This is a genomic window from Prevotella sp. MGM1 (assembly GCF_002933775.1).
Taxonomy (GTDB): Bacteria; Bacteroidota; Bacteroidia; order Bacteroidales; family Bacteroidaceae; genus Prevotella.
On record NZ_BEWV01000131.1, the window covers coordinates 1 to 16,176 of the forward strand.

The 16,176-nt window shown below is 53.5% G+C and carries 12 protein-coding genes; 9 read left to right on the forward strand and 3 right to left on the reverse strand.

Annotation, left to right across the window (positions count from 1 at the left end):
- Window positions 1-300: 300 nt before the first annotated feature.
- The 4 genes from sufB to MoGM_RS04555 are packed head-to-tail and all read left to right on the forward strand — an operon-like array spanning window position 301 to window position 5,149.
- Window positions 301-1,752, forward strand: coding sequence for a Fe-S cluster assembly protein SufB (gene sufB / locus MoGM_RS04540; RefSeq protein WP_104368958.1), 1,452 nt, complete (start codon window positions 301-303; stop codon window positions 1,750-1,752).
- A gap of 52 nt (window positions 1,753-1,804) precedes the next feature.
- A complete protein-coding gene (gene sufC, locus MoGM_RS04545; protein ID WP_104368947.1) occupies window positions 1,805-2,557 on the forward strand; it encodes a Fe-S cluster assembly ATPase SufC in 753 nt (250 codons plus the stop codon).
- A 14-nt stretch (window positions 2,558-2,571) separates the two neighbouring features.
- Window positions 2,572-3,915, forward strand: coding sequence for a Fe-S cluster assembly protein SufD (sufD, locus tag MoGM_RS04550; protein WP_104368948.1), 1,344 nt, complete (start codon window positions 2,572-2,574; stop codon window positions 3,913-3,915).
- Between the two features lie 16 nt (window positions 3,916-3,931).
- Window positions 3,932-5,149, forward strand: coding sequence for an aminotransferase class V-fold PLP-dependent enzyme (locus MoGM_RS04555; RefSeq protein ID WP_104368949.1), 1,218 nt, complete (start codon window positions 3,932-3,934; stop codon window positions 5,147-5,149).
- On the opposite strand, the gene MoGM_RS04560 is transcribed toward MoGM_RS04555, so the two are convergent.
- Window positions 5,133-5,432 (reverse strand): hypothetical protein, encoded by a 300-nt coding sequence (locus MoGM_RS04560; RefSeq protein WP_104368950.1) that lies wholly within the window; start codon window positions 5,430-5,432, stop codon window positions 5,133-5,135. The genes MoGM_RS04555 and MoGM_RS04560 overlap by 17 nt on opposite strands.
- Before the next feature lie 332 nt (window positions 5,433-5,764).
- Here MoGM_RS04560 and MoGM_RS04565 point away from each other — a divergent pair, with 332 nt between their 5' ends.
- The 5 genes from MoGM_RS04565 (at window position 5,765) to MoGM_RS04585 (ending at window position 12,895) form a co-directional block, all read left to right on the forward strand.
- On the forward strand, window positions 5,765-6,400 hold the full coding sequence (locus tag MoGM_RS04565) for a ribonuclease HII (RefSeq protein ID WP_104368951.1): 636 nt from the start codon (window positions 5,765-5,767) through the stop codon (window positions 6,398-6,400).
- Window positions 6,381-7,283, forward strand: a complete 903-nt coding sequence (locus MoGM_RS04570) for a YafY family protein (RefSeq protein WP_104368952.1) — start codon at window positions 6,381-6,383, stop codon at window positions 7,281-7,283. The genes MoGM_RS04565 and MoGM_RS04570 overlap by 20 nt, the downstream gene beginning before the upstream one ends.
- Before the next feature lie 179 nt (window positions 7,284-7,462).
- The gene (locus MoGM_RS04575; protein ID WP_233210165.1) at window positions 7,463-9,805 is read left to right on the forward strand and encodes a beta-galactosidase; all 2,343 of its coding nucleotides are present in this window, start codon (window positions 7,463-7,465) and stop codon (window positions 9,803-9,805) included.
- Between the two features lie 729 nt (window positions 9,806-10,534).
- Window positions 10,535-12,058, forward strand: a complete 1,524-nt coding sequence (gpmI, locus tag MoGM_RS04580; protein WP_104368953.1) for a 2,3-bisphosphoglycerate-independent phosphoglycerate mutase — start codon at window positions 10,535-10,537, stop codon at window positions 12,056-12,058.
- 21 nt (window positions 12,059-12,079) lie between these two features.
- Window positions 12,080-12,895, forward strand: a complete 816-nt coding sequence (locus MoGM_RS04585) for a M48 family metallopeptidase (RefSeq protein ID WP_104368954.1) — start codon at window positions 12,080-12,082, stop codon at window positions 12,893-12,895.
- A 195-nt stretch (window positions 12,896-13,090) separates the two neighbouring features.
- Here the strand turns inward: MoGM_RS04585 and trpS are convergent, their stop codons facing one another.
- A complete protein-coding gene (gene trpS, locus MoGM_RS04590; RefSeq protein ID WP_104368955.1) occupies window positions 13,091-14,179 on the reverse strand; it encodes a tryptophan--tRNA ligase in 1,089 nt (362 codons plus the stop codon).
- A 277-nt stretch (window positions 14,180-14,456) separates the two neighbouring features.
- Window positions 14,457-15,932, reverse strand: a complete 1,476-nt coding sequence (locus MoGM_RS04600; protein ID WP_104368957.1) for a glycoside hydrolase family 140 protein — start codon at window positions 15,930-15,932, stop codon at window positions 14,457-14,459.
- Between the last annotated feature and the right edge of the window lie 244 nt (window positions 15,933-16,176).

Sequence of the window (16,176 nt, forward strand, 5' to 3'; positions counted from 1 at the left end):
GACGCAAATTTAACACTTTTCCTAAAATCCATGCACCGGAATTTCGGCTTGTGCCTATTTATGGGCATTGCGGATTTATTATAAAAAAAGTAAGGCTCCTCAATTAAAGAAAATTTACATAGGAATCAAGGCAGTGACATTAAAACCTTTATCTATTGCCATCTTCTTAAAGTTCTTTTAAAGATATTTTTTTGCTCAAAGCACCATTATTTCGTAACTTTGCATTCTCAACAGCATTCCGGCCGTGCGCCGGCAAACAGTGAAAGAATGGCAACAGACATCAAGGATAATGACAAGGAGATGACAGACGGCGGAAAGAACCGGTTTGTCAGGGAAGTGGCCGACAAGAAATACGAGTTCGGATTTACGACAGACGTTCACACCGAGATAATAGACAAGGGACTGAACGAGGACGTGGTGCGGCTCATATCGGCCAAGAAAGGCGAGCCGGAGTGGATGCTCGACTTCCGCCTGAAAGCCTTCCGCTACTGGGAAAGCCAGACACAGCCCTCATGGGCACATGTGCACCTGCCCGAGATTGACTATCAGGCGATATCGTACTACGCCGACCCGATGGCAAAGAAGAAAGACGAGGGCAAGAAAGAGATTGACCCCGAGCTGATGAAAACATTCGACAAGCTCGGCATCCCGCTCGAAGAGAGGCTGGCACTGAGCGGCGTGGCGGTGGACGCCATCATGGACTCGGTGTCGGTGAAGACCACGTTCAAGGAGAAACTGGCCGAGAAAGGCATCATATTCTGCTCGATAGGCGACGCCATCAAAGACCACCCCGAACTGGTGAGAGAGTATCTCGGCACGGTGGTGCCATACCGCGACAACTACTACGCGGCACTCAACAGCGCGGTGTTCAGCGACGGCTCGTTCGTGTATATACCCAAAGGTGTACGCTGCCCGATGGAGCTAAGCTCATATTTCCGCATCAACGCCCGGAACACGGGGCAGTTCGAGCGTACGCTCATCATTGCCGACGACGACTCATACGTGAGCTATCTCGAAGGGTGTACGGCACCGATGCGCGACGAGAACCAGCTTCACGCCGCCATCGTGGAAATAATAGTGAAGGAACGGGCCGAGGTGAAGTACTCGACAGTACAGAACTGGTATCCCGGCGACGAGAATGGACGGGGCGGAGTGCTCAACCTCGTGACCAAGCGTGGCGACCTGCGCGGAGCGGGCAGCAAACTGTCGTGGACGCAGGTGGAGACTGGAAGCGCAATAACGTGGAAGTACCCGTCGTGCATACTGCGGGGCGACAACTCGGTGGCCGAGTTTTACAGCGTGGCAGTCACCAACCACCACCAGGAAGCCGACACGGGCACCAAGATGATACACATAGGCCGCGACACCAAGAGCACCATCATATCGAAAGGCATCTCGGCGGGCAAGAGCCAGAACTCATACCGTGGACTGGTAAGGGCGGCCGCCACGGCGGATAACGCACGCAATTACAGTTCGTGCGACTCGCTGCTTCTGGGCAGCGAGTGCGGCGCGCACACGTTCCCCTACATGGACATACACAACGACACGGCAATAGTGGAACACGAGGCCACGACAAGCAAAATCAGCGAAGACCAGCTGTTCTACTGCAACCAGCGTGGCATACCCACGGAGCAGGCCGTCGGCCTGATTGTCAACGGATATGCGAAAGACGTGCTCAACAAACTGCCCATGGAGTTTGCCGTCGAGGCACAGAAGCTGCTCGCCGTATCGCTCGAAGGCACGGTGGGATGACAGTAATACGGAAAAACAAATACAAAGGAAGAGTTAACAGAACGACGATATTATGTTAGAAGTAAAAGACCTTCATGCCAGAATAGGCGACAAAGAGATACTGAGAGGAATCAACCTCACGATAAAAGACGGCGAGACACACGCCATCATGGGACCCAACGGCTCGGGGAAATCAACCCTCAGCGCCGTGCTCGTGGGCAATCCGCTCTATGAGGTGACCGGCGGCGAGGCCGTTTTCAACGGCAAGGACCTGCTCGACATGGCTCCGGAAGACCGTGCCCATGAGGGCTTGTTCCTCTCGTTCCAGTACCCGGTGGAGATTCCGGGTGTGTCGATGACCAACTTCATGCGTGCCGCCATCAACGAGAAGCGCAAGTATGAAGGCAAGGAACCGCTGTCGGCTGGCGACTTCATAAAGCTGTCGAGAGAGAAGCGGAAAATCGTGGAGCTTGACTCCAAACTGGCGAACCGCTCCGTCAACGAGGGTTTCAGCGGAGGAGAGAAAAAGCGCAACGAGATATTCCAGATGGCGATGCTCGAACCCAAGCTGTCTATCCTCGACGAGACCGACTCCGGACTCGACGTGGACGCCATGCGAATAGTGGCCGATGGTGTGAACAAGCTGCGCACACCTGAGACGAGTTGCATCGTAATCACCCACTACGACCGCTTGCTCGACATGATAAAGCCCGACGTGGTACACGTGCTATACAACGGACGCATCGTCAAAACGGCAGGTCCGGAGCTTGCCCGTGAGATTCAGGAGCGGGGCTACGACTGGATAAAAGCAGAGGTGGAAGACTAAAACAAGGCGAAAACATGCAGAGCGAGAAACAATATATCGACCTTTACACCGATTGCCGGGAAATGATTTGCAGGCACAGCGCCGAGCCGATGAACGCTGTTCGCGACCGCGCGCTCGATGATTTCCGACGGTCGGGCTTCCCCACACGCAAGGTGGAAAGGTATAAATACACCGAAATGGCAAAGCTGTTCGAGCCTGACTACGGACTGAACATCAACCGACTCGACATCCCCGTAAATCCATACGACGCTTTCAAATGCGACGTGCCCAACCTGAGCACATCGCTCTACTTCATCGTCAACGACTCTTTCCATACCAAGAATATGCCGAAAAGCCAGTTGCCGGATGGTGTGATAGTTGGCTCACTGAAAGAACTGGCATCAAAAAAGCCCGATTTCATCGCCAGATACTACTCGAAAGCGGCCCGCACGGAGGATGACGCCGTGACGGCTCTCAACACGATGCTTGCCCAAGACGGACTCGTGGTGTATGTTCCGGAAGGTGTCAGGGTGGAACGTGCCGTGCAGGTCATAAATATCCTGCGCTCGGATGTAGACCTGATGGTAAACCGCAGGGTGCTCATCATCGTCGAGCCGAGAGCGGAAATCAAACTTCTATTCTGCGACCATGCGGCCGACGACCGCCGTTTTCTCACCACGCAAGTGGTAGAGGCGTATGTGGGCGAAGGCGCGGCACTCGACCTTTACTGCCTCGAAGAGACACACGAAAAGAACGTCCGCGTCAGCAACCTGTATATAGAGCAGGCTGCCGGCAGCCGGGTGAACCACAACATGATAACGCTGCACAACGGGACGACACGCAACCGCACCGATGTCACCATGACCGGACAGGGAGCCGAGTGCCGCATGAACGGCTGTGTGATAGCCGACCGGAAACAACGGGTGGACAATAATACGCTGATCGTACACCAAGCGCCGAACTGCAAGAGCAACGAACTGTATAAATATGTACTTGACGGACAGGCGACGGGAGCATTCGCAGGACGTGTTCTCGTGATGAAAGACGCACAGAAGACCGCCTCGGTGATGCGAAATCAGAACCTGTGCGCCACCAAGGAGGCCCACATGTATACACAACCGATGCTCGAGATATACGCGGATGATGTCAAGTGCGCGCATGGATCAACCGTGGGACAGCTCAACGACACAGCCCTTTTCTACATGCGCCAGCGCGGAATATCGCTCAAAGAGGCCAAGCTGCTGCTTCAGTTCGCCTTTATCAACGAGGTGATAGATTCCATACAGCTCGCCCCCCTGCGCGACCGCCTGCATCATCTCGTCGAGAAACGCTTCAGGGGTGAGCTCGCAAAGTGCGACGGATGCAAGTTGTGCAAATAATAATACACATTGAACTATGAGTTATGATTTAGCCGCTGTACGCGAAGATTTCCCCATTCTATCGAGAGAGGTGTATGGCAAACCGCTCGTATATCTCGATAATGCCGCCACGACACAGAAGCCGTTGTGCGTGCTCGACGCCATGCGCGACGAGTATCTGAACGTCAATGCCAACGTGCACCGTGGCGTACACTATCTCTCACAGCAGGCCACCGACCTGCACGAGGCGGCCCGCGAGAGGGTGCGCGGCTTCATAAACGCCCGCGGCACGAGCGAGATTGTCTTCACACGGGGCACCACCGAGAGCATCAATCTCGTGGTGTCGTCGTTTTGCGACGAGTTCATGAAAGAGGGAGACGAGGTGATTGTCACCGAGATGGAGCACCACTCCAACATCGTACCATGGCAACTGCAGGCCGCCAGGCGGGGCATTGCCATCCGTGTGGTGCCAATCGACGATAAAGGAGAGCTTGATCTCGATGAATTCGAGCGTTTATTGAATGACAAGACGAAGATCGTGAGCCTCGCCCACGTGAGCAACGTGCTCGGAACGGTAAATCCTGTGGAACGGATAATAAGCATCTCACACTCCCACGGGGTGCCGGTCATGATCGACGGAGCGCAAAGCACGCCGCATTTCAAGGTAGACGTGCGGGCGATGGATTGCGACTTTTTCGTGTTCAGCGGGCATAAGATGTACGGTCCGACGGGTGTCGGAGTACTTTACGGTAAAGAAGAATGGCTGGAGAAGCTGCCCCCTTACCAGGGCGGTGGCGAGATGATAGAAAGCGTAAGCTTCGACAAGACAGTGTTCGGCAGCCTGCCGTTCAAGTTCGAGGCCGGAACTCCCGACTATGTCGCTACCCACGGCCTTGCCACGGCTATCGGATATATGGAACATATCGGTCTTGAAAACATAGCGGCGCACGAGCAAATGCTGACCCGATACTGCATGGATGAGATGAGAAAAATCGATGGAATGAGGCTTTTCGGCGAGTCTGAGCACAAGGACGCGGTGGTATCCTTCCTCGTGGGAGATATCCACCACCTCGACATGGGCACCCTGCTCGACCGTCTCGGAATTGCCGTCCGCACGGGGCACCACTGCGCCGAGCCGCTGATGCGCCGTCTGGGAATACAAGGTACGGTGCGCGCCTCGTTCGCGTTATACAACACAAAGGAAGAGATTGATGCCCTTGTGGCTGGAGTACGGCGGGTCAGCAAGATGTTCTGACACCGTCGTTCTTGCATTTCAGCAGTGCCGAGATCAGCCAGAAGAGGAATAACAGGCGTACGACAAACGGGCACGCGGCGGGCACTACGGTGCAGAAGAATGCCAGTTGGGCGTTTAACAGGTGCAGCATCCGGCGTATTCCTACGGGTTGTCCAAGTACGTATGAGTAATACTTGCATACCATACCGAGTGCTTTTACTGCCAATTTGGCCACTGTTGCGGTGTTTATAGATGCGCCTTGTGCCGCCGGGCGACCTGCCGTGAGTGTCATTTCATTTTTCATATAGCGTTGTTTTTAAATGTTGTGATACTTATTTTAGATGTTGTGATACTTGTTTTACTCTTACGTTAAATTACCGACTTCAATTCCCATGCCCTGTCGCTTGTGACAGGAATGTACCGATAAGCCAGATTATAATGCCTATTAACATCATGGTTCTTTATTTAAACTGTTTGTTATTTATATGCTATCTTATGCTGTTTACATCTGACATATTCAGGTATAAGCATCTGTTTACATTGCAAAGGAACGACCGTTTTGTGCACAAAGGGTTCACTATCGAAAATATATAGTTAACCATTCTTAAATATTAACATCCATTTAGAGATACGATCATGCTTGAAAGCCACTACCACGAAGGACTGATTGAAGCCGGATGCGACGAAGCCGGGCGCGGATGCCTTGCCGGAAGCGTGTATGCCGCGGCCGTGATTTTCCCGCCGGATTATGTCAACGCCGACCTGAACGACTCAAAACAGCTCACAGAGCGAAAGCGCAATGAACTGCGGGAGGTAATCAAACGCGACGCAGTGGCATGGGCGGTGGGCATCGTCACGCCCGAGGAAATAGACCGGATAAACATCCTGAACGCCAGTTTTCTGGCCATGCACCGTGCCTTAGACCAACTGGACGTGCGGCCTGAGGCTGTAATCGTAGACGGAAACAGATTCAAAAAATACCGTGACCTGCCGCACGCCACCATCGTGAAAGGCGACGGCAAGTACCTGTCAATAGCCGCGGCAAGTATCCTTGCCAAGACTTTCAGAGACGACTATATGACCGAACTGGCCCTGAAACATCCGCAATACGACTGGAAAAGCAACAAGGGCTATCCCACAAGAAAGCACCGTGAGGCGATAAAAAACTTCGGGATAACCCCATTCCATCGTAAAAGTTACAACCTGCTGGGCGACGGCCAGCTCACGCTCGACTTCCAAACAACGACCGACAATGCGACACAGCAACCTTGACAGAGAGCTATCGCTCATGCTCCTGATGACCGAAAACCGGGACTACACCGTGCAACAGATGTGCGAACGCCTCGGCATATCGCGCCGCACGCTATACTACTACATCGATTTCTTCCGCGACAGCGGCTTCACGGTAGAGAAACGTGGCACCTGCTACAGCCTCGACAAAAACTCCCAGTTCTTCACACGACTGTTCAAAAAAGTCCATTTCACCGAAGACGAGGCCATCACCATGCGCCGTTTGCTCGACCGTGCGAGCGACAACAGCCTGCATGTGCAACACCTTAAAAACAAACTGACCCGCCTATACGATCTCGACATTCTCGAAAACGTTACCTTACGCGAGCAGGACGCCGACAACGTGAGTACGCTCTACGACGCGATAAAGATGAAAAAGACTGTCATCCTGCGAAATTACTCATCGCCCCACAGCAACACCACCGCCAACCGCGTAGTGGAACCGTTCATGTTCATGGACAACAACAATGAGATACGGTGCTACGAGATCGCTTCCGGACAGAACAAGACATTCAAGATATCCCGCATAGAGTCTGTCATGATACTTGCAGATGACCAGATTCACGAGGCACGACACAAAAAAGTTTTCACCGACATATTCATGTTCAGCGGCGAGAAACGCCTTCCCGTCACGCTTCGCCTCGGCCGGCTGGCCCGCAACATAATGCTCGAAGAATATCCCCAATCGGCCGCCTTCATCACTCCCGACGACGCGAGCCACTGGATTGTGAGCCTCGACGTGTGCAGTTATCTGGGCATATCACGTTTCGTGCTCGGCCTCTTCGAAAGTGTCGAGATACTGGGCAGCGAAGAGTTCCGTGAGTATATACGCATGAAGATAGACAACATGAAAGTCGACGGATAGCATAAAGCCGCCGGGGTACATACAAAGACCGGAATAAAGATGTCGGCGATATAAGGACAGGCATAAATCGTATGAACGGCACGGCCTCCATATTGAAACATCACGACGATGAAACGGGACAAAACAACGAAAACAAAATAACACACATACAATTTACATACTGACAAAACAACAAAACCATGCGACTCAACAGAAACCTAAAGAGCATTGCGATGAGCATCTTTCTGCTGGCTGCCACAACAGCATCGCAGGCGGCCGGAAGCTCAAAAAACGGCGATTTCACCGTCGGTAAAGGCACATTCCTGCTCAATGGCAAGCCGTTTGTGATAAAAGCGGCCGAAATTCACTATCCGCGCATCCCCCGACCGTACTGGGAACATCGCATCAGGATGTGCAAGGCACTGGGCATGAACACTGTTTGCATCTACATTTTCTGGAACATACACGAGCAACGCGAAGGCGAGTTCGACTTCACGGGCGGCAACGACGTGGCCGAGTTCTGCCGGATTGCGCAGAAAAACGGCATGTATGTCATCATGCGGCCTGGCCCGTACGTGTGTGCCGAATGGGAGATGGGAGGCCTGCCGTGGTGGCTTCTTAAAAAGAAAGACATACGACTGCGCGAGAGAGACCCGTATTTTATGGAGCGGGTGCGGCTGTTCGAGCATAAGGTAGGCGAGCAGCTTGCCCCGCTGACGATACAGAACGGCGGCCCGATAATCATGGTACAGGTGGAGAACGAGTACGGGTCGTATGGAGAGGACAAGGCCTATGTGAGCGAGATACGGGACATCGTTCGCTCGGCCGGCTTCGACAAGGTGGCGCTCTTCCAGTGCGACTGGGCAAGCAACTTCACGAAAAACGGTCTCGACGACCTCACATGGACAATGAACTTCGGCACCGGAGCCAACATCGACGCCCAGTTCAAACGCCTTGGCGAACTTAGGCCCGACGAGCCGAAGATGTGCTCGGAGTTCTGGAGCGGATGGTTCGACAAGTGGGGAGCGCGCCACGAGACACGGCCGGCGGCCAAGATGACGGCCGGAATAGACGAGATGCTGTCGAAAGGCATATCGTTTTCCCTGTACATGACACACGGAGGCACATCGTTCGGCCACTGGGCGGGAGCCAACAGCCCAGGATTTGCCCCCGACGTGACGAGCTACGACTACGACGCGCCCATCAACGAGCAGGGTGCCGCCACCCCTAAATACCACGAACTGCGGGCCACCATGCGGAAATATGCCGACTGGAAGCTGCCTGCCATGCCCCGCCCGGCAGCCGGCATAATAAGCATTCCCAAGTTCACGCTCACCGAGTTCGCACCTGTCTGCCTTGGCGTAGACAGCACTGCGACCACCCGCAACACCGTCACCATGGAGGAGATGAACATGGGCTGGGGAGCGATGATATACGAGACGACGCTGCCCGGCATCACCACCCCGTCGCTGCTGACGATAGACGAGGCGCACGACTACGCCCAGATATTTGTAGACGGCAGTCACATAGGCACGATAGACCGGGTGAAGAAAGAACGCACGCTGCGCATGCCGCCCGTGAAACGAGGCAGCAAGCTGACGATACTCGTCGAGGCGATGGGACGGATAAACTTCGGACGGGCCATAAAAGACTTCAAGGGCATCACCGGCACTGTGACAATGACGGCCGAGACATACGGACATGTGGTGACGCACGACCTGAAAAACTGGACCGTCAGCCGAATATCAGATGACTACACGACAGCGGTAAGGGCACTCGACGCTGCCGCTAAAGCCCCCGGAAGCTCGAAAACAATGGATCGGCGGGGATACTACCGCGGACACTTCACGCTCAAAAAAACGGGCGACACGTTCCTGAACATGGAAGGATGGGGCAAAGGACAGGTATATGTCAACGGGCATGCGCTGGGGCGTTTCTGGAGCATCGGCCCGCAACAGACGCTCTACCTGCCGGGATGCTGGCTGAAAAAAGGACGCAACGAGCTGATCGTGCTCGACATCACCAACCCGAAAGAGACGACATGCCACGGACAGACGACACCCGAGCTGAACAAACTCAAAGTCAAAAAGACGAAAACCGACAAGACCGCTCCTATGCTTAGCGCCATGAGGCCGGCCGCAACAGGAGCATTCGCATCAGGCAACGGCTGGCAGAAAATAACGTTTGCGCAGGCTTCGGGCCGCTACATAGCCATCGAATGCCTCGATGCCCACGACGGCGGACAGACGGCGGCGATAGCCGAACTGTACGCCCTCGACAACAAAGGGCGGCGACTGAGCCGGGAGCCGTGGTCGGCGGGATACTGCGACAGCGAGGACACCGCAGGCGGAAACCACACGGCAGACAAGGTGTTCGACCTGCAAGAGTCGACATATTGGAACACCAAACCTACCGACAGGTATCCACACACGATAGTCATAGACCTCGGGACGCCGCGCGACATAACCGGAATAGAATATCTGCCAAGAGCCGAACAAGGTGCCCCGGGCAGCGTGAAGAACTACCGGATATACGTTTTTTAAAGGTAAAAGGGTAAAAAAGGTAAAAAGGCGCTTAAAGGTAAAAAGGCACCTTTTTTACCTTTAAGCGCCTTTTTACGCAGATAAATGTAAGAATAAAATCATCAAATTAACACTTTGTTTTTCCTCGAAATAGAAAATTATCACGATACCTAAAGCTATACACAATGCGATAGAATATTTTAAAAAAACGAATAACTTCATCATTTCCCTGCAACGGGATGCCCGTTGCAGGGCGATTGGTTGCCGTTTGCGTTGCGTTTAGCGTCCCGTTGGCTTGCGTTTAGCGTCTAAATGCGAGGCAACGGGACGCTGAATGGAAAAAATATTTCAGGCAGGTGGAGTTGGTGTGGTATGGAAAGCAGGTATGGTGGGTTTATCGGGTTGATATACAGGTGGTTGTGAAAAGCAGTTCATAACTCGTTTATTTCCGGCCTTTGGCTTTTAATTTTGAAACGGGCGAGTTTTAAAAGGCTTTTTGTAAACATTATTCGTGATTACCGCAAGTATTGTCTTTCTTTTATTCATTCTTTTATATTCACGCATTTTGCCAATCGCCCAAATATTATTACTTTTGCAAGTCGAACTCAACCTATTTTAATAAGAAGAGTTTGACTGCGCCATTGACGGTCAACGCGCGTTACATGGCTGCAAGCCCATCTGCCGGTAACAAACCGGCCGGAATACCGCATACCGCAAAAAGACAAATATCATTTAAACAATAAATAAACTATGGCAAAAAAAGCGTTATTGATGATTCTCGACGGATGGGGAATCGGAAAACATGGCAACGGCGACGTGATATTCAACACGCCGACCCCGTATCTCGACTATCTCACGGCCGTCAGCTCACACTCTGAGTTGCAGGCTTCGGGAGAGAACGTGGGTCTGCCCGACGGACAGATGGGCAACTCGGAAGTAGGCCACCTCAACATCGGTGCCGGCCGTGTGGTATATCAGGACCTGGTGAAAATCAACCGCGCGTGCAAAGACGGTTCCATAATGCAGAATCCGGGTATTGTGGCGGCATACAGCTATGCCAAGGAAAACGGCAAGAAACTGCACCTGATGGGACTGACGTCAGACGGTGGTGTACACTCTTCGCTCGACCACCTCTACAAACTCGTGGAGACAGGCAGGGAATACGGTCTGACAAAGACTTTCGTGCACTGCTTCATGGACGGCCGCGACACCGACCCCAAGAGCGGCGCCGGCTTCATCAAAGAGCTGACAGACGTATGCGAGGCCAACGGCGCTGCCATAGCAAGCATCATCGGCCGCTTCTACGCAATGGACCGCGACAAGCGCTGGAACCGTGTGAAAGAGGCTTACGACCTCATTGTAGAAGCAAAGGGCAGACAGGCCGACGACATGGTGAAAGCCGTGGAGGATAGTTATGCCGAGGGCGTGACCGACGAGTTCATCAAACCGATAACAAACGCAAACGTCGACGGACGCATAGAAGAAGGCGACGTGGTGATATTCTTCAACTTCCGCAATGACCGAGCAAAGGAACTGACACAGGTACTCACACAGCAAGACATGCCAGAGGAGGGAATGCACACGATAAAGGGCCTGCAATACTACTGCATGACACCTTACGACGCATCGTTCACCGGTGTCGGCATCCTCTTCCCGAAAGAGAACGTGGAGAACACCCTGGGCGAGTATCTCAGCAGCATGGGCAAGAAGCAGTTGCACACTGCTGAGACAGAGAAATACGCCCATGTGACATTCTTCTTCAACGGAGGCCGCGAGCAACCCTATGAGGGCGAAGACCGCATACTCGTGCCGTCGCCAAAGGTAGCCACATACGACCTCAAACCCGAAATGAGCGCATACGAAGTGAAAGACAAGCTCGTGGGGGCGATAAACACCCAGGAATATGATTTCATCGTTGTCAACTTCGCAAACGGCGACATGGTCGGCCACACCGGAATATACAACGCCATAGCAAAGGCCGTGCATGCCGTGGACAACTGCGTACGCGACGTGATAGAAGCGGCCAAGGCCAACGGCTACGAGGCTATAATCATAGCCGACCACGGCAACGCCGACAATGCCGTCAACGAAGACGGCTCGCCAAACACCGCGCACTCGCTCAACCCGGTACCGTTCATCTACGTGACGGACAACAACAGCGCGACAGTGAAAAACGGACGGTTGGCCGACGTGGCTCCTTCTATCCTGCACATCATGGGACTCGAACAACCCGCCGACATGACAGGCGAAAACCTTATATGCGACAACAAATAACCCTATAAAAACAATTAATCCATGAAGATGAAATCTATCAAGACGGCAGCATTGATGCTGCTGATGGCATGTGCCACACCGGCAATGGCACAATTCAATCTCGGCAAGGCGGCGAGCGGTGCGCTGAAAGCCGGCAAGGCGGCCACGCTGACAGACGAGCAGATGGCACAATACGTGAAAGAGTCGATAGACTGGATGGACAAGCACAACCAGGTATGTGCCGATGACGACCCGTATACCGTACGCCTGAAAAAACTGACCCAGGGACTGACAGAGGTTGAGGGTATTCCGCTCAACTTCAAGGTTTACTACGTCATCGACGTGAACGCATTCGCCTGTCCTGACGGAAGCGTGCGCGTATTCTCGTCGCTGATGGACATCATGACAGACGATGAGTTGCTCGGCGTCATCGGGCACGAGCTCGGCCATGTGGCACTGAAACACTCCAAAAAGGCGTTCCGCACAGCATTGCTCACATCCGCTCTCAAAGACGGCATCGCGTCAACAGGTGGCAAAGCCGCCCAACTGACCGAGTCGCAGCTCGGAAGCCTCGGAGAGGCGGTGCTGAACTCATCTTACTCGCAGAAACAGGAGAGCGAGGCGGATGACTACGGGTATGATTTCCTCAAGAAGAACGGCAAGAACCCGTGGTCTATAGCCCTGTCGTTCGAGAAGCTCAAAAAACTTGAAGAAGAGGCCGGAGCAGGTAAGGGCAGCAAACTCGACAAGATGTTCTCATCACATCCCGACACGGCCAAGAGAATAAAGAAAATGGCCGACCGCGCAACGGCAGACGGTATAGCCCGTCCGGAAAACAAGATGCCGGAGAAGAAATAAGACAATGACGGGGCCATTCATACCCGCAAACAAAAAAACAGCCTGAGGAGCGATAATGCCCTCAGGCTGTTTTCATATCGTGACGAGACATGCGACATGCCTCACTTACCGACATATAACGAGCCGCACGGTATCAATGATACCAATATCCGGCCGCAACGGATATAAGCAGCCGGCCCCGACCGGCGGCCGCTCCTACTTGTTCCTGAAACGCTCGGCCTGCATACTTATCAGTTCCGCATCGTCGAAATAGTCGATCCGCATCGCGCGGCGCACCTCGTCCATGGTCTGTGCGGCCGTGTGGCGGGCCTGCTCGGTACCCTTTTTCAGTATGTTGTATATCTCGGGGATATCCTGCTCAAACTCATGGCGACGCACACGCATCGGTTCGAGCATGTTATTCAGGATAGTGTTAAGGAACTTCTTGCACTTCATGTCGCCCAATCCGCCACGGCGGTAGTGGTCTTTCAACTCCTCGAGATTGGCGTATTCGGGCCAGAAATCGGCAAAATCGGCATCTGTCGAGAATGCGTCGAGATATGTGAATACGGCATTGCCCTCCACCTTGCCGGGATCGTCGACACGCAAGTGGTCGGGGTCGGTATACATGGAGCGCACCTTCTGCCATACCTCCTCGGCCGAATCACTCAGATATATGCAGTTGCCGAGGCTCTTGCTCATCTTCTCCTTGCCGTCGGTACCCGGCAGACGGCGTGCCGTGGCATTCTCGGGAAGCATTATATTTGGCTCGACAAGCACCTCACTATACGTTGAGTTGAAGCGGCGCACCAACTCACGGGTCACCTCAAGCATCGGTTCCTGGTCCTCGCCGGCCGGCACTGTCGTAGCCTTGAACAGGGCGATGTCGGCCGCCTGGCTCACCGGATAGCAGAAAAAGCCGAGCGGGATGTTGGCCTCGAAGTTGCGCATCTTTATCTCGGTCTTCACAGTAGGGTTGCGCTGGACACGCGACACGGTGATAAGATTCATCAGATATGTGGTCAGTTCGGCAAGCTCCGGTATCTGGCTCTGCACGAAAAGCGTACACTTGGCCGGGTCGAGACCGGCGGCAAGATAGTCGAGCGCCACTTCGATGAGGTTCTGTCGTATCTTCTCGGGATTGTCGGCATTGTCTGTCAGTGCCTGTACATCGGCCATGAAAACAAACATCTGCTTGTAGTCGCCCTCATTCTGCAACTGCACACGGCGGCGCAATGAGCCTATATAGTGGCCGAGATGCAGTTTACCGGTGGGGCGGTCACCGGTCAAAATCACTTTTTCCATCTGTATTTTTTATTATCTTCGTTATCGTATGGATTCATGCCGCATAACCGTCCGTTGCACGACATGCCGCATTTACTGTCTTTCAGCGTTCCTGTTTCGGGCCGCACCACACAGCACGTTTGCCATCTTGCCAACCCTTGCCAGCCGCTTAAGAAAAGACCATTGTCCGGCCCGGCTTCTCGCATGCCGTATCGGCTTGCGGCCACAGCCATATTTTTGCAAAGTTAATAATTCTATCCGATATTCACAAATAAGTGAACGACAAAGTCACCGCCACTCATTCCGTTCTGTCTCTCTCTGCCGCGACGGCATCACTATCGGGTATTTCGGATGCTGCCACGCCAAGATAGCTTTTCGACGAGTCGATGGCGATGAGCACTCCGTCGGCAATGCCGGTCGCGTCTGTGTGTGGGCGGAACACGGCCATCCCTGATACATGCTCGCCGAGATACGTCAGCGCCCCGTTTGCGGGGTTCATCCACCACACGTTCTTACGCTTTCCGCTGATTTTACTGAGGTCGACGGTCATGTCACGCCCCGTGTGGTTGTATACCAGCAGATAGTCTTTGCCCCGGGTGGCGATGAGACGTTCGTAGCGGATACCGTTGCCCGATATGACACCCTGATCGGGAATACGGTCGAAATAAGGCAGGGCGAGCATCAGACGCTTGATGTACTTCATCTGGTTGAACCCCGGGTCGTCCATAGCCTTGTACCACGGTTTGACATTGCCGTCGGCGAAATATGCGCCGTTCACTCCCGGCTTGGCAAACTGCATGATTGAATTGTTGCCGTATGTGTGTCCGCATGAGCCGGCGAACACCGACCAGTAGGCATAGCGACGCACGTCGGCGGCCGTCCACCGCGGCTCACCGGCATCGTGCAGCCCCTGCGGTATGTCCTCATAGCTCGGCTCTCCGTCGATAACCGGTTTTACCGGCTTATACGACCACGCCGAATCGACATACATCCAGCTGTCCTCCTCCGTGCCGTCGGGAATGGGATAATATTTGTTTCCCATACGCTGACCGTAGCGGCGGTGACCGCTCTGGAACATGTTGAAGTCGAGCCATGCACGGTCGTTAAACCATCTTGCCGACGTGGTGCGGCCACGCGGATGGAAGGTCATCAGATGGCCGGTGTCTATGCTTTTTATCGTCGTGGCCAGCGCGTCCCACACCCCGGTGCGGATGTCGCCCTGAATATCGCCGCCCATTATCCACACGATGTTCTTGCGGTTCTTGTATCGGTTGGCGAGAAACATTCCATAACTGCGCGCCTGAGCCTCGTTCATCTGTCCGGCCTTCACCATGCCGCCCCAAATGCATACCATGCCGACGTATATTCCGTGAGCGGCGGCACGATCGATGATGTAGTCCATGTGGTCCCAATAGCCGTAAACGCCCTTGCGATCGACAGCGGAGAAGTCGAAACCGGCGGGCATGGACATCTGTCCGTATACGTTGAAAGCAGGTATGCCGTTGATTACCTGCACCTGCACGACATTGTATCCGGCCGCCTCGCAGCGCGAGAGATAGTACTCAGCCTCATCACGGTTGAGCCGCTCGGGCATCAGCCAGCCTGTGTCGCCGAGCCAGAAGAACGGCCGGCCGTTGTCGAACATAAGAAAACGGCCGTCGGCCGATACTCTCAAGCGTCCGTTATCCCATGGTCTCGCTGCGGCGTACAGGCGGCCTACAGCTGTAAACATCATGGCGGTGACCGCCAGTAAAACAATGTGATGTCTTTTCATTGTGTCTTTTTCTGATTTGTTTTCAAGATTGTCTTTATTTCACAAAGGTAGCGAAATCATATCAAAAAAAACGTATTTTCATACTGTAATTCACATGAAGCCGACAGAAACGACATTGAAAAATAACTCAACAAATTCGTTACATACAAATCAAGAACCGGAAAAATCGGGTCAGTAGAAAATTAGTGTGGATAAGCGTAAAGGTTTGCTATACGGAACAGGAAGAACTTCTTGTCAGCAACAC

What these genes read in the sequence shown, in the direction of transcription:
- sufB (WP_104368958.1), top strand. Translation starts at nt 301, where the DNA reads ATGACAGACGGCGGAAAGAACCGGTTTGTCAGGGAAGTGGCCGACAAG.
- sufC (WP_104368947.1), top strand. Translation starts at nt 1,805, where the DNA reads ATGTTAGAAGTAAAAGACCTTCATGCCAGAATAGGCGACAAAGAGATA.
- sufD (WP_104368948.1), top strand. Translation starts at nt 2,572, where the DNA reads ATGCAGAGCGAGAAACAATATATCGACCTTTACACCGATTGCCGGGAA.
- MoGM_RS04555 (WP_104368949.1), top strand. Translation starts at nt 3,932, where the DNA reads ATGAGTTATGATTTAGCCGCTGTACGCGAAGATTTCCCCATTCTATCG.
- MoGM_RS04560 (WP_104368950.1), bottom strand. Translation starts at nt 5,432, where the DNA reads ATGAAAAATGAAATGACACTCACGGCAGGTCGCCCGGCGGCACAAGGC.
- MoGM_RS04565 (WP_104368951.1), top strand. Translation starts at nt 5,765, where the DNA reads ATGCTTGAAAGCCACTACCACGAAGGACTGATTGAAGCCGGATGCGAC.
- MoGM_RS04570 (WP_104368952.1), top strand. Translation starts at nt 6,381, where the DNA reads ATGCGACACAGCAACCTTGACAGAGAGCTATCGCTCATGCTCCTGATG.
- MoGM_RS04575 (WP_233210165.1), top strand. Translation starts at nt 7,463, where the DNA reads ATGCGACTCAACAGAAACCTAAAGAGCATTGCGATGAGCATCTTTCTG.
- gpmI (WP_104368953.1), top strand. Translation starts at nt 10,535, where the DNA reads ATGGCAAAAAAAGCGTTATTGATGATTCTCGACGGATGGGGAATCGGA.
- MoGM_RS04585 (WP_104368954.1), top strand. Translation starts at nt 12,080, where the DNA reads ATGAAGATGAAATCTATCAAGACGGCAGCATTGATGCTGCTGATGGCA.
- trpS (WP_104368955.1), bottom strand. Translation starts at nt 14,179, where the DNA reads ATGGAAAAAGTGATTTTGACCGGTGACCGCCCCACCGGTAAACTGCAT.
- MoGM_RS04600 (WP_104368957.1), bottom strand. Translation starts at nt 15,932, where the DNA reads ATGAAAAGACATCACATTGTTTTACTGGCGGTCACCGCCATGATGTTT.